A 13,989-nucleotide genomic window follows, 5' to 3' on the forward strand; every position below is an offset into this window, starting at 1 on the left:
AAAACTCCCAAAGTTTATGTATAGCAGTTCTCAGTTACGCGCGTGTACATCAGAAAAACCTAACCCCCAACCCCTTCCCGATTCCGGGAAGGGGAGTAAGAATCAAAGCCTCACTCAAGAGTAGGAGAGAGGTTTTCCAGAGAGGTCAGAGTGTACCGCATCCAATCGAGAAGGGCTATATATTAACTTCCTACCTCCCTATTACCCCATCTTCCTACTTCCTTAGCTAAATTGTTCGCCTTTATCCAAGTTGAAGAGCATTTGCAGCGATTGCATAGCGAGGCGTCTTGCCTCAATGTCTTGCTGAGCACGTAATTGCACCATCGGGTCATGGAGAATTTTATTCACGATACCCCGTGTTAGGGCTTCGATGACCTCTTGATGTTTTTCAGCAAATTCTGTCCCCAGACGTGATAAGGCTTTTTCTAGCTCTTGCTCACGAATTGTTTCAATTTTGTCTCTCAGACAGCTAATCGTGGTTACGGTTTCAAGCGATCGCCACCACACTTCAAAGGCTTCAACTTCTTCGTCCAAAAGTACTTCTGCTTCCAGTGCCATCTGACGACGGCTTTCTTGGTTTTGGGCAACAACAGCTTTTAAATCGTCAACGTTGAAGGCTTGAACATTGTCTAGCTCATTGACGTCTGCGGCAACATTTCGAGGCACAGAGATATCAAATAACATTACTGGTCGATTTGGCTCTAGGACAGCTTCGAGTTTTGCGCGATCGAGTAATGGTTCTGTCGCTGCCGTACTGGTAAACACCAAATCTGACTCCGCAATTACTCGCATCATATCCGAAAGCGAGTGCAGTTCTAGATTTGCATTGGCAAACTGTCGGGCTAATTCCTCAGATCGTGCCTGAGAACGATTCAAAATTGAAATATTAACAGCACCTTTGGATAGCAGGTGTTGCACCAGCAAGCGTGACATCTTGCCAGCACCCAAAATCGCAACTCGGCAAGCCGCTAAGTTTTGGGCTTTGATCTGAGCCAATTCTACAGCAGCCGAGCTGATCGAGACAGCACCTGTCCCAATGCTGGTTTCTGTGCGGACTCGCTTGCCTGCGGTTATTGCTTGTTTAAAGAGTCGGTTGAGCAGTCTACCAATGCCGTTGTACTGTTGACCCAATTTGTGGGTGTGTTTGACCTGCGCTAGAATCTGTCCTTCCCCTAGCACTAAGCTATCAAGACCAGCGGCAACTCGCATTAGGTGCATTACTGCATCCTGATGCAACAGGACAAACAGGTGTTGTCGCAACTGGTGTAAGGGAAGTTGACCCAATTCTGAGAGAAACTGGCTTAGTTCTCGAACGCCTGCTTCAGTTTCCGTCGCAACAACATAGATTTCCAAGCGGTTACAGGTGCTGAGTATTGCTACCTCTTCAATGTGAGGATAGCTACATAGCTGCTGTACGACACTTTCCATCTTCGCTTCTTGAATGCTCAGTTTTTCCCGAACTTCAACTGGCGCTGTCTTGTGGCTTAGACCTACGACTGCGATATTCATGTGTTCTCCAACTATTTGTCGTCTTCTCGGTCAGATATCACGATGTTTGTAAAGAGACTCAGGGATGGTTGCAACCTGTCTAATTATCAGAGGTTAAGACCCGATTTCCCTAGAAAATGAAGTATTTAGAAAATATCGTTTAATTAAACCAGAGTACGGGCGATGTGCAACTTTAGAATTTTGATTTCCCATTTTCCGGGGCAAAGGAGGAAGCTAAGGCTAGACAATTTATGTCTTCATCCCTCTTTTCCCCTGAAAGGGGGACTAATCAAAAGTTGCACATCGCTTCAAGTATGACCGTTGGGAATAGGCAAGGTTCTTTGTAGTGATAGATTCACGGGTTGACACTATTCCTAGCCTAACAACCTGCACGGTACACAATTCTCCTCAATCCCCAATTTTTGATCATTGACTCAGGCATCCGCACTCTTTAGGGGCGGTAGCACCTGTGAAGGTAATCATTCAAGGGAAGGCAGAAGGCAGGAAGTAGAGGGCTTTTATGTTCCGTTCAAACGGGGATTGAAACCCTTGGCTACAATCCGTCGCTCCTATGCTCGTAGCATCGGCACCGGGATAAATCCATAAAAGCCTTCTGCCTTTTGCCCTCTGCCCTCTGCCTTTCTTGGTTCAGCTAGAGGAGATGAGGGCGATCGCTTATACTCTGGCTTTCTACTAACTGCTGCTAGATAAGAGCGATTCAGTTAGTATCTATGATTGGGCGTTGCTCCTACCTCAATTGCAGGGTCTTTGGCTTATCGAACATGTGGATTGTGTCCACAAACCGAGCCGTCTGTGACTGATTGGAGATGACCAAGCTCTGAGTCCGCGCACCACCGTGGAAGAACCGGACGCCGTCCATGAGGGTTCCAGGTGTAATACCACAAGCGGCAAATAGCACGGTCTTACCCGATGCTAGCTCGTCATCGTTGTAAACCTTATCTGGGTCGTTAATCCCCATTGAGCTGAGCCGCTCAAGGTTGCTTTCTTTGCTTTCGCCAATCAGACCCGTTTTCACAATCGCAGGGTCATAGATTAATTGACCTTGGAAGTGTCCGCCCAAACAGCGCATCGCTGCTGCTGAGATAACGCCTTCGGGTGCAGCCCCAATACCCATCAAGGCATGGATATTAGTACCCGCAAAGCCGCAGGAAATGGCAGCAGAAACGTCTCCATCGCTGATCAGTCGGACTCTTGCCCCAGCTTGGCGAATTTCCTTAATCAGGTCGTCGTGACGCTCCCGCTTCATGACGACGACTACCAGTTCCTCAATTGATCGCTCCAAGCACTCAGAGAGAATTTTTAGGTTTTCGGTAGCCGACTTGTTGATATCGACATGACCCTTGGCTTGTGGTGGTGCGGCTAGCTTCTTCATGTAAAAGTCAGGAGCAGCAAACAAACCACCCTTCTCGGCAATGGCTAACACTGCCATTGAACCGTTCTGTCCATAGGCGACCAAGTTGGTGCCTTCGCAGGGGTCAACAGCAATATCAATCTCAACTAGCTCGTCTGGGTTGCAGTAGGCTTTGGCATCTTCACGGGTACAGATGCCGACTTCTTCGCCAATGTAGAGCATCGGAGCGTCATCTCGCTCCCCTTCTCCAATGACGATGCGACCCCGCATGTAGATTTTGTTCATCCGTTCCCGCATGGCTTCCACAGCCACTTGGTCGGCTGTGTTCTTTTCGCCTTTCCCCATCCACCTGGCGCTGGCGATCGCGGCTTGTTCGACAACTTCAATAATCTCTAAACCTAGTGTATTTTCCACGACACCCGTTCTCCCAAATGCTTGATTTTGCGACGTTTCATCTGGCTGTTCCAGTTTTCAAGTCTATCAGAGGGGATACCCCTGGAAACAAGTGTAGTCTGAGAGGGGTGTTAAGTTTTACTGCGATTCATTTTCTAGCCTTCAGCCATACCTCTAAAAAATATGACTTTGTTATCGTCGAGGCTAGTAGAGCCAAAACGGAGACATCCCAATGACAGCATCAGTTCAACCTTCTGCCGAACCAGTGATCGTTTACCCTGACAGCGACGGACAGCCGATGGCAGACAATACCAAGCAGTTTCGCTGCATCACAACTATTCAAGGAGGGTTAGACGCTCTATTCAAAGATAATGCTGATATCTTGGTCGCTGGCGATTTACTTTGGTATCCCGTTGAGGGAGATAGCAGAATTCGATTAGCTCCTGATGTCATGGTAGTTTTTGGCAGACCAAAAGGAGACAGAGGTTTTTATCAACAATGGCGAGAAGATAATATTCCTCCTCAAGTTGTTTTTGAAGTGCTTTCTCCAGGAAATCGCTTAGGTGAGATGGTCAAGAAACTGCGGTTCTACGAACGCTACGGGGTGGAGGAATACTATATGTATGACCCTGATAACGTTGATTTGACTGGCTGGCTACGTTCTGGTGATGAACTTAATGATATTGAGTCAATAGTCGGTTGGGTAAGTCCACGTTTGGGAATACGGTTGGAATTATCGTCAGAATTAGAAATTTATCGACCGGATGGGCAAAAGTTTTTAACCTATGTGGAACTAGAAAGACAAAGAGAGCAAGAACGACAGCAAAAGGAATTAGCTCAATCTAAAGTTGAGCGATTGGCACAGAGATTGCGTTCAATGGGTGTTAATCCCGATGAAGTTTGAGCGTGGATAGCGGCTTACTCAACCACTTCAATATTCTCTGGTGAGGTTGCGTTATCTTACAAAGTATGCATTCCTAGCTAAGGAAATATGACTAACGCTCAAAAGAGTCACTTTTACCGTGAGTTTGACCTGAAAAAGGTGCAGCCGTCTCACAAAGTACCTGCTAATCATCAGAATGAAGCCTTAGCCAAACTTAAGGAATGGTTCAAAAAGCAATACTCTGAGCCTGCTGGTGGTATTCTAGCTTTGCCAACAGGTGGTGGTAAAACTTTCACGGCTAGTCGCTTCCTCTGTTCTAGCCTGTCTTTGGATAGCTACGAGGGTCCCGTTTCCAAAGGCTATAAAGTTTTATGGCTAGCACATACCAAACATTTGCTAGAACAAGCTTTCTATAGTTTTGAGTCAGAAGTTGGGCGAATATCTGAACAAAAACGGCAGCTAAACGTGCGGGTTGTCTCACTAGGAAATCAACCCGTCCATTCAATTAAAGCCAGTGATGACGTTGTGATTATTACGCTCCAGACATTAAGAGGAGCCTATAATCGCCAGGATACTCAACTCGAACCGTTCCTTAACTCAGCAGATAAGCTTTTTGTCGTCTTTGATGAAGCACACCACTCCCCAGCGTACAGTTATCGCAAGTTAATGCTGGACTTGCGTAAACGTTTTAGTAATAAAATATGGCTCTTGGGTTTAACAGCTACTCCAACTTATACAGATGAGAGTAGACGTGGATGGCTTAGAGAGCTTTTTCCACAAGAAGTAATTTACCCAAAGAATGCAGAAGGCTTTATAGATAGGCTCATAGGTGATGGTATCCTTGCCAAGCCAAAATTTGAGGAACATTCCACGAATCTTGAAGTTGAATTTGACGAGCAAGAATATAAAAAATGGGTCAGTACCTATAAAGATTTACCCGAAGATATCATCAAGAAGCTAGCCGAGAATGAAGAGCGCAATCAATTTATTGCTGATACCTATGTAAAGTATAAGGAACGCTACAAGAAAACTATTATCTTTGCAGATAGATGGTATCAATGCGAAGCTTTATGTAAGTTCTTAGAGAAGCGCGGAGTAAAAGCAAGAGCAATCTATACGAAAGTCGATAGAAATTCGAGTGCCGTTCTTGCCGATCATAAGGAAGTTTTGGAGCAATTCCGTAATGGTGATTTGGAAGTGCTAATTAATATCCAGATGCTGACGGAAGGTACTGATGTTCCTAATGCTCAAACCGTTTTCCTGACTAGACAGACTACTAGTAGCATCTTACTAACCCAGATGATCGGACGGGCATTGCGTGGTTCCCAGTTTGGTGGAACAGATAAGGCTTATATTGTCTCTTTTATTGATGATTGGAAGCAGGTAATTGACTGGGGGAAAGCTGACTTTAATGGTGGTAAGAATGATGATATACCTGAATACGGAGAGCAAGCTCCTCTAGACCTCATCTCTATTGAGTTGGTTCGTCGATGGGCTGATCAAGTAGCTATGAGGGAAGACTCTTCTCTTCCTCCTTTCCTAACTCTACTTCCTCTCGGATGGTATCTACTTGAGTTTCAGACTGTTGTTTCTGAAAGTGAAGATAATGAGGTTCGCCAACTATTGCTTGTATTTGACAATGAGAAAGAAAGTTATGAAAAGTTCATTCAGAGTCTCACCCAAGCAAAAAGCAAAGCCTTTGCTGAAATAGATGTTAGTTTTGAAGATAAGCTTACCCAACTTGAAGAGTGGAAACGAGAATATTTCAAAAACTCAGAAGAATATATAGGCGAAAATCTTCTAAGAAATATCTTCCATATTGCACGTCACGTCTCTCAAAACGATGGAGAACAACCAAGATGGTTTGACTTTGAGCAACGGGAAAATCATAACCTAGATACTGTGGCTCAAGGGTTCATCAAAGCTAAGTTAGACCGCATAGCTGAAAATCAAAAATTGCAAGTTGAATACAAGAGAACAGACCGTTACTGGAATGTAATTTACCAGAACTATATCCGCTTTAAAGAGCAGTATGATGTCTGTGTGAATCGTCTTCTGAATCCGCCACCAGAACCACATCCACCTAATGAAGATGATTATATCGAAGATGATGAACCATATCCACCTAATGAAGATGATTATATCGAAGATGATGAACCATCCGAAGAGGCTAAGAGGCTGGTCAAGAAACGAGATGGGAACCGCTGCCTCTGTTGTGGTGAAGAAAACAGCCGTTTGCTGCAAGTTGACCACATCAAGCCTAAATATTATGGTGGCGATCACTCACTAGATAACTTACAAACTCTTTGTAGTCAATGTAATCAGATTAAAGGAACTGAAACAATTGACTTTCGTATTCATAAGACTCCTCTAGCTGTGGCACCTGTCTCTGTTCCGTTATCAGAATTTATCAAGCTTGGAAATCATAAGGATGGATATAGACTGTCTCTTCGTCGCAGTCTCAACTTTTTCTATCGCTGTGCTGCTGTTAACTCTGAAATCAAAGTCAACAGCAGCACAGGAGAAAACTTGTATCGATGGGAAATATCTCTTTACGCTGGTAACAATCCTGGTTGGGTCATCCCGCATCTTAAACAGACACTTAGAGAAATTCGGCTGGTTCGCTTTCAGGTTAGAGTTGCCAGACCAAAAGAAATCGTTATAACTGCACCTGGGTTTGATGTTTTCGATCCAATCATTTGAGTAATTTCGTTCAAGTGCTAAATTCGGTTGGAGACTATGAATACTCGTTTAAATAGTAGCTCTTGTAGGTGCGTCTAAACGCACCCTACGAAATGCGATCGCGTTTACCTTGTTCAGGAATCAGCAGTGCGATCGCTCCAGCTCTGTGTCTTGGTGGCAGGTATTAGGGATAAAATCAAGGAAACTTCAGACGAGCGAGTCATGACTGCTAAACTGGTTAGACCCTCCAAATTTCTGCCTGAAGGCATCTGCATCCAACGCATCAACAACCTCACCCTCTTCAAATTTACCGATAAGCTGGGCGAACGGATGCAAGAACTCCTCGATAAGCACAAATTGGATACCCTTACCCCAGACGAAAAAATCGAACTAGAGGCGATCGGCGAACTCGATGACATCTTCAGCTATATCAACGCTGTCATCGCTGCTCAAGACAATGCCCATTCCTAAATCCCTCTATGAGCAAGTCAGACAACGCGCTCAATTTCGCTGCGAATACTGTCACTACCCTGAACTTCTCAGTACAGCCCCTCTCTCCATCGACCATCTCCAACCCCAATCCCTCGGAGGCACAGATAATCTCGATTATCTCGCTTTAGCCTGTCGTCGTTGCAACGAAAGACGCTACAACTTCACCATAGGTACCGATCCTGACACAGGAAAAGAAACCCCCTTGTTTAACCCCCGTCGGCAGATTTGGTCTGAACACTTCATCTGGACAGCTGACGGCACACGTATCCTTGGTACTACTCCAACCGGACGGGCAACCTGCAATCGCCTCGATCTCAACGACCAGCTTAATGGAACGCCCCAGCGTAATTACAGGTTCTCGACTCCAAAGCGGTTCGTTTGATAGCACTGTTTCATCAAGGATGACAACATCAGGACGACGCGCAGTGGCTTCATTCGCAAAAGGACTAACGATGCAAGTTCTAGGAATCAGCCAAGGTAAGTTCTGCCGCTCAATCTCAACACTGATTTTTGTTGCCAGCTTCCCCCCAACCGCTTCGTGATGTCCCGTAGGTTCCATATCTATGAGTTCTCCATCAGCAAGTTCGTAGCGTGGGTTATCGCCGTACTGATTCAGAAATTCCTCAAAAGTCAGGAATCTTGATGGAGTATAAGTCATAAGCTACCTTCGCTTCGCCCTATCGTACCAAATCTTTCTATACGCTACAGCAAGTTTCTGTGAGCAGATGCGATCGCCTATCTAGTGGCACAGATTGACCGAAACGCGATCTGCCTTGCGGCAGCGCGAAGCGCTATCGCAAATCTGGTCGGTTGGGCATTGCTGTTCTTTTGTAGAAAACATTTAAAGATGCCTTTTGCGTTTGTTGAAAGAGTTCTTGTAGGGTGCGTCGCGACAGACTACAAAATGCGATCGCCTTCACTGTCACCAGACCACGATACGTTTAAGGATAATAGAACAAAGAATACTCAAATAGCTGCTTTCATAGCTCAGGTAATCAGTTGTGGGTGCATCGTGAACCAAACAATGGAAAGTATCAATCTGTGGTGAAGTATTCAACGGGGATAATTACGCCGTTAGCATTGCCGCAAGTGGAAGTGGAAGTGCATAGATTACTGCACTAATAGTTTTGCTGCTTGAAAGGAGTTCAGGAGTAAAGACTCGTTTGAATTAGAATAACTTATACAAATACTTAGATCGTAAGAGTGGAAATCCCTCGCCTCCATCCGGACACAGTTGAGGAAGTCAAGCAACGGGCTGACATTGTTGATGTTGTCTCCGAACACGTTGTTTTACGCAAGCGTGGTAAGGACTATATTGGCTTATGCCCATTCCATGATGAAAAGTCGCCTAGCTTCAGCGTGAGTCCGATGAAGCAGTTGTACTACTGCTTTGGCTGTAGTGCAGGTGGCAATGCCGTTACGTTTTTGATGGAGGTAGGAAAGCGTTCTTTTAGTGATGTGGTGCTAGATTTAGCGCGGCGCTACAATGTGTCTGTTCAAACCTTAGAACCAGAACAACGCCAAGAGTTGCAGCGTCAACTATCACTGAGGGAGCAACTGTATGAGATTCTGGCGATCGCAACTGAGTTCTACAAGCACGTACTGCGACAACCACTAGGAGAACACGCCCTCACCTATTTGCAGCAGACGAGGGGTTTAACAGAGGAAACGATTCAACAGTTCCAACTAGGATATGCGCCTGCTGGTTGGGCAACCATTTACAAATACTTGGTTGAACAGAAAGGGAAGCCTGTGCAGCAGGTAGAGCAAGCGGGATTGATTGTGCCTCGCAAGGAGGGGAATGGTTATTATGATCGGTTCCGCGATCGCTTAATCATTCCAATCCGTGATACTCAAGGGCGAGTGATTGGCTTTGGGGGCAGGAGTTTGGGGGATGAGCAACCTAAGTATCTCAACTCACCGGAAACTGAGCTATTTGATAAAGGGAAAACTCTCTTTGCTCTTGATAAAGCGCGTGACGCGATTAGCAAACAAGACCAAGCTGTAGTTGTGGAAGGGTATTTTGATGCGATCGCCCTTCATGCGGCAGGAATTACCAATGTAGTTGCCTCTTTAGGTACGGCTCTCAGTCAAGCTCAAGTGAGGCAACTACTACGCTACACTGAATCAAAACAGATTATCCTCAACTTTGATGCTGATCAAGCTGGGAACAAAGCAGCGGGAAGGGCAATTGGAGAAATTGCAGATCTTGTCTACAAAGGACAAATAAATCTAAGAATCCTTAACCTTAGCAAGTTCGGTGCCAAAGACTCCGATGAGTTTCTGGAAAAACATGATCCAGCTAGTTATCAAGACCAGCTAGGAACTGGTGGATCAGATAACCAAGGGAGAAGTCCAAGTTTACACCAAGATTGGTTAGGTAGTCTGTCAAAGGATAAGCTTAAAGCACTACAAAATCAGGCTCTCTCTTGGCTAGAATGGCAAATCAGCCAAATCCTGATTGGTAAAGACCTAAAAGATGCCTCCCAGTTTCAGCAAGTTGCTCAAGAGATGGTGAAGTTACTTAACAAGTTGGAGGACATCAACCAACATACCTATTACGTCAACCACTGCGCCCAATTACTCAGCCAGGGGCAAACGAAACTAGTACCCCTATTCATCGAAAATTTACAGGCTCAACTCAAGAAGCCAGTTCTAACCTCTAGTAAGAAATTATCGCCTAAGCAAAAAAACTCCTCAAACCAGCGCTCTCATCTCAATCTACCCGTTGGGTCAGAACAAAACCTTTTAGAACAAGCAGAAGCTTTACTTCTACGCATCTACCTGCACTGCCCAGAATACCGACAGACCATTATTGATACCCTAGAAGCGCAAGATTTGCTTTTTAGCCTCTCGCATCACCGATTTTTGTGGCAACAAATTTTAGGACTGCAAACGCCTGCACGATCTGCGATAGCCTTAGGCAACGCCAAGAGCGAACGCAGCAGCGCAACGCTATGGCACAACGATACACCCGACCGATTAATCTCATTGTTGCAAGACCGAAGTCTTGAATTTCCCAATGAGATCGCGGTTGTTTCCCATCTCTTCCATCTAGACGAGAGGCGGCAAGAAGACCTTGTTCGTGCGCCACTACTGATTCGGGCAGCAGCGGCTTGTCTTGAGAAAGTCTCCTGTGAAAAACATCGGCGTTATTGTCTTGAGCAGTGGCAAAAGCTAGACCCCTCCACTGATTTAAAACGCAGAGAGTATTACTGGCAGGAACTATACGCCGTTACTCAGCGAATCCTGGAACTAGACCAACTCCGTCAGTTCAACCTATCAGACATTATTGGAAGTGCGATCGGTTAAGTAGAAGTTTAGTAATCACAAAACAGTGTCTCACGAGTCTCGCGTCCAGTTGTGGGGTTGGTACCGCTAGCAACTTTGCAAAGCTGTTTTTGGACATCCTGACGAAACAGAACGTCTGTAAAATCTGCCCCTTCAATATTTGCGCCATCAAACTTGGTGTTAAAGGCAAATGCTCCTTCCAGGACAGCATTCTTCAAATTGGCGTTGGTTAAGCGGGCAGTGTCTAGAGTCGCATTACGGAGGTTAGCTCCCTCTAAATTAGCGGATTCTAGATTGGCACTAAAGAAACTCACGCCTTCTAAATCTGTATGGCTGAGGTTGCTGTTACGGAGATTTGCTTTAGTAAAACTATCGTCGGTCAGTACACGACCTGAGAAATCTGCACCCACTAAACTTTCTCTGTTGTAATCTTCAGCTAGAACAGGGGAAGTGAAGCTAGTGAACATCCAGGCACTAGCCACCAAGAAGAGAACTAAACTAGACAAAATAGCTGGAAGACACAGACGTTGCCGACAAGTCATACTGTTTTGAGCCACAAAAAGCCGTACTGTTGACAGAAATTGTTAATGAATGACCACATCAATCTTACCAGTAAGGAACAGCCGTGAATTTATGGGTTGACCGTACTCCAATTCCTGAAAACCAAACGCTTAATGTAGGCGAATTGGGAGAGAGGCTGGTAGCTTGGTGGTTACAGGCTCAAAGTGGGATAATTTTGCATCATCGTTGGCATTGCCGATGGGGAGAAATCGACTTGATTGTGCAACGACACCCAGTTGCAGGAATAGGGGAGAAGCCTTTACGCGATCGCAAAAGTGCTGCCAAAGCAAAAATCTCTTTACCCTCTCACTCGTTCTTATCATTTGTCGAGGTCAAAACTCGCAGTCAGAGGAACTGGGATGCTGATGGTCTGTTAGCAATTACGCCCTCAAAACAAGCTAAACTCTGGCAAACAGCTCAGCTATTTCTAGCAGAACATCCAGATTTAGCTAACCTTCCCTGTCGGTTTGATGTTGCTCTCGTTAGCTGCCAGCGCCTATCTCCCCGTCCGCGTCGTAATGACACAGATACCTCTGCCTCATCAGCAATTGATAAAGCGATCGCAGTTCCACAGGTACAACTGGGTCAACCTGTATTAATTGCAGGATATCGGCTTTGCTTGCATGACTACATTGAGTCAGCCTTTGATTGAGACAACCAAAGAGATTTCCCGTTCCCTCTTCAACAAGAAAGGCAGAAGGTAGAGGGCAGAAAGTAAACCTTCTGACAAGGGCACAAGCGGTCTTTCCATGAACAGGTAAATCCCCATCTGAATTATCTTATCCCTTCTGCCCTCTGCCTCCTGTCCTCGGTCTTCCAAAAACTGACCCCCGTTGCTCTCCTTAATCAAAGGAACAACAGAGGTGCTACAAGAAATAATTTTCCTAAAGTTCTATTTTGTATAGGCGCTTAATCTGGTAAACAAGCGTAGCCTGCTTTTGGATGATGTATGTTGGCTTAGAAGGTACAGTTCCAAGCCTTGAAGTGCTTGGAATTGCTACTTAAGCCAGAGTCTCTGGGCAGTATCCTAAGCCCATAGTGAACTGTTGGCGAAACGCTTCGATGTCGCTCTTATCGGGACAACCATGAGAAACCACGGCGACTTGATAGCGACGCATAACATCAATGGGTGATTGTCCTGTCTCTAGGCTCCAAAGCGCCATTTGCAAACGAATTTCGGGGTCGTAGGGAATCCCTAATTCGTTCATGTACGCCCGGAAGTTTCCATGCTGGTGAGGTGTGAGAGGACGGTTCATTTTGACCTTAATCACCCAGCCGTCAATCTGATGAATCACCGTCATCGATTGAACGGGTAGCTGGGACATCGAGTTTAGATACTCAACCACTCGTAAAGTCAGACTGGCATTCGCCAAGAAGTAGAGGTAATCCATAGAAATGCTTGGCTTGAGTCCAAGGAAGTGCTATACCTTAATTCTTGCAAGAGGAACTGCTACGCGATAGGGGAAAAGCACCCGATATTGGATAGGGGACTCTACCCAATTTAGTGATTCATGGAGCGATAGTCGCTCAGTAGAATAACGGATGACAAGAATTGACAAAGACACGGACTCGTTGGATGCCCAGTCTCAATACCTGGACACCTCTATTACTAGGCAAGAGACTGAATGTGTCTCTCGTTCCTCTCACCTCTCGCCTCCTGCCTCTGAGATAGACGGCTTGCTTTCTAGCTATGACTATGAGCTTCCACAAGAGCGGATTGCTCAAACACCGCTCTCACAACGAGATAGCTCGCGTCTGCTCGTCGTTGATTCGCCAACTTACCACACTCACAGCATCTTCCATAACTTACCCGACTTGCTGCGATCGGGTGACTTGTTGGTACTGAATAATACCCGCGTTATCCCAGCACGGCTTTATGGCTATAAATCTACGGGGGCACCTGTGGAGGTATTACTGCTAGAGGAGCAGCAGGATAACTGTTGGTTAGCTTTAGTTAAACCGGGTAGGCGTCTCAAACCAGGGGCAAAGATTTTATTTGAAGCGCACACAGATAGAACACAATCCCCTACCCCTACCCAATTAAGCGATGGGGAAACTCCCCCACTCCCTACACTGAATGCCACTGTTATGGCAAGGGATGAGGCAACTAACGGCCGTGTTCTACAGTTTGATGTTCCGACAGGAGCGTCTTTGGCAATGTTGCTAGAGCAATATGGTCAAATTCCTCTCCCTCCTTACATCACAAATACCCAAGCCTCACCGGAACAGTATCAAACAATCTATGCTCAAACCAACGGTGCGATCGCAGCACCCACGGCTGGGCTACACTTTACTGACGAACTCTTACAACGGTGTCAGGAACAGGGAATTCAGCAGACATCAATCACTCTACATGTGGGTGTTGGGACATTTCGACCTGTGGAAGTGGATGATGTCACTGCTCACAAAATGCATCGTGAGTGGGTGGAGGTATCCGAGTCAACAGTGGAACAGATTCGAGAAACTAAAGCCAAAGGGGGTCGAGTCATTGCGGTGGGAACAACGGTAGTAAGAGCTTTGGAGAGTGCCGCAGCCAGTGGAGAACTGCAACCCTTTAGAGGCAAGACAGAGTTATTTATCTATCCCGGCTACCAGTGGCGGACAGTGGACGGGTTGATTACGAATTTTCACTTACCGCGTTCGAGTTTATTGATGCTAGTGAGTGCAATGATCGGGCGTGAGCGCTTGCTGGATTTGTACAAAGAAGCGATCGCACATGAATATCGCTTTTATTCCTTTGGGGATGCCATGCTAATTTTGCCAGAATCCAGGAAAGTTGTTACTCTTTAATCTTTGGTTGTTAGTCTTTGGTTGTTAGTTGTTAGAC

At 45.8% G+C, this 13,989-nt stretch carries 11 protein-coding genes and 1 pseudogene; 7 read left to right on the plus strand and 5 right to left on the minus strand.

Annotated elements, in window-relative coordinates:
• Positions 1-222: 222 nt before the first annotated feature.
• Both AC5JL3_RS11720 and glpX read right to left on the minus strand, forming a co-directional pair.
• Entirely contained in the window at positions 223-1,509 is a 1,287-nt protein-coding gene (locus AC5JL3_RS11720) for a glutamyl-tRNA reductase (RefSeq protein WP_192217974.1), read from the minus strand.
• A 727-nt stretch (positions 1,510-2,236) separates the two neighbouring features.
• Positions 2,237-3,274 carry a class II fructose-bisphosphatase gene (glpX, locus tag AC5JL3_RS11725; protein WP_496074657.1) on the minus strand — a complete coding sequence of 346 codons (1,038 nt, stop codon included), beginning with the start codon at positions 3,272-3,274 and terminating at the stop codon, positions 2,237-2,239.
• 211 nt (positions 3,275-3,485) lie between these two features.
• On the opposite strand from glpX, the gene AC5JL3_RS11730 reads away from it, so the two are divergent.
• From AC5JL3_RS11730 to AC5JL3_RS11745, 4 genes and pseudogenes are all read left to right on the plus strand, one after another.
• Positions 3,486-4,157 carry a Uma2 family endonuclease gene (locus AC5JL3_RS11730; protein ID WP_496074658.1) on the plus strand — a complete coding sequence of 224 codons (672 nt, stop codon included), beginning with the start codon at positions 3,486-3,488 and terminating at the stop codon, positions 4,155-4,157.
• Between the two features lie 87 nt (positions 4,158-4,244).
• Entirely contained in the window at positions 4,245-6,839 is a 2,595-nt protein-coding gene (locus AC5JL3_RS11735; RefSeq protein ID WP_496074659.1) for a DEAD/DEAH box helicase family protein, read from the plus strand.
• Positions 6,840-7,040: 201 nt separating this feature from the next.
• Positions 7,041-7,289, plus strand: coding sequence for a hypothetical protein (locus AC5JL3_RS11740; RefSeq protein WP_496074660.1), 249 nt, complete (start codon positions 7,041-7,043; stop codon positions 7,287-7,289).
• Positions 7,276-7,410: pseudogene (locus AC5JL3_RS11745) on the plus strand (HNH endonuclease); the annotation flags it as partial. The gene AC5JL3_RS11740 and the pseudogene AC5JL3_RS11745, both read left to right, overlap by 14 nt.
• Before the next feature lie 24 nt (positions 7,411-7,434).
• Here AC5JL3_RS11745 and AC5JL3_RS11750 read toward each other — a convergent pair.
• Positions 7,435-7,968, minus strand: a complete 534-nt coding sequence (locus AC5JL3_RS11750; RefSeq protein ID WP_496074661.1) for a Uma2 family endonuclease — start codon at positions 7,966-7,968, stop codon at positions 7,435-7,437.
• Between the two features lie 545 nt (positions 7,969-8,513).
• Between AC5JL3_RS11750 and dnaG the strand changes: the two genes are divergently transcribed.
• Positions 8,514-10,622 (plus strand): DNA primase, encoded by a 2,109-nt coding sequence (gene dnaG, locus AC5JL3_RS11755; protein ID WP_496074662.1) that lies wholly within the window; start codon positions 8,514-8,516, stop codon positions 10,620-10,622.
• A gap of 8 nt (positions 10,623-10,630) precedes the next feature.
• On the opposite strand, the gene AC5JL3_RS11760 is transcribed toward dnaG, so the two are convergent.
• On the minus strand, positions 10,631-11,143 hold the full coding sequence (locus tag AC5JL3_RS11760) for a pentapeptide repeat-containing protein (protein ID WP_496074679.1): 513 nt from the start codon (positions 11,141-11,143) through the stop codon (positions 10,631-10,633).
• 83 nt (positions 11,144-11,226) lie between these two features.
• Here AC5JL3_RS11760 and AC5JL3_RS11765 point away from each other — a divergent pair, with 83 nt between their 5' ends.
• Complete coding sequence (locus AC5JL3_RS11765; protein ID WP_496074663.1) at positions 11,227-11,814, plus strand: YraN family protein; 588 nt, start codon at positions 11,227-11,229, stop codon at positions 11,812-11,814.
• 349 nt (positions 11,815-12,163) lie between these two features.
• On the opposite strand, the gene AC5JL3_RS11770 is transcribed toward AC5JL3_RS11765, so the two are convergent.
• On the minus strand, positions 12,164-12,553 hold the full coding sequence (locus AC5JL3_RS11770) for a hypothetical protein (RefSeq protein WP_496074664.1): 390 nt from the start codon (positions 12,551-12,553) through the stop codon (positions 12,164-12,166).
• Positions 12,554-12,704: 151 nt separating this feature from the next.
• On the opposite strand from AC5JL3_RS11770, the gene queA reads away from it, so the two are divergent.
• Positions 12,705-13,952 (plus strand): tRNA preQ1(34) S-adenosylmethionine ribosyltransferase-isomerase QueA, encoded by a 1,248-nt coding sequence (queA, locus tag AC5JL3_RS11775; RefSeq protein WP_496074665.1) that lies wholly within the window; start codon positions 12,705-12,707, stop codon positions 13,950-13,952.
• The last annotated feature ends 37 nt before the right edge of the window (positions 13,953-13,989 follow it).

Source organism: Symplocastrum torsivum (genome assembly GCF_059505465.1).

Excerpts from the sequence above, each read along its gene's own strand:
- AC5JL3_RS11720 (WP_192217974.1), bottom strand. The coding sequence starts at position 1,509 with ATGAATATCGCAGTCGTAGGTCTAAGCCACAAGACAGCGCCAGTTGAA.
- AC5JL3_RS11730 (WP_496074658.1), top strand. The coding sequence starts at position 3,486 with ATGACAGCATCAGTTCAACCTTCTGCCGAACCAGTGATCGTTTACCCT.
- AC5JL3_RS11735 (WP_496074659.1), top strand. The coding sequence starts at position 4,245 with ATGACTAACGCTCAAAAGAGTCACTTTTACCGTGAGTTTGACCTGAAA.
- AC5JL3_RS11740 (WP_496074660.1), top strand. The coding sequence starts at position 7,041 with ATGACTGCTAAACTGGTTAGACCCTCCAAATTTCTGCCTGAAGGCATC.
- AC5JL3_RS11750 (WP_496074661.1), bottom strand. The coding sequence starts at position 7,968 with ATGACTTATACTCCATCAAGATTCCTGACTTTTGAGGAATTTCTGAAT.
- AC5JL3_RS11760 (WP_496074679.1), bottom strand. The coding sequence starts at position 11,143 with ATGACTTGTCGGCAACGTCTGTGTCTTCCAGCTATTTTGTCTAGTTTA.
- AC5JL3_RS11770 (WP_496074664.1), bottom strand. The coding sequence starts at position 12,553 with ATGGATTACCTCTACTTCTTGGCGAATGCCAGTCTGACTTTACGAGTG.
- queA (WP_496074665.1), top strand. The coding sequence starts at position 12,705 with ATGACAAGAATTGACAAAGACACGGACTCGTTGGATGCCCAGTCTCAA.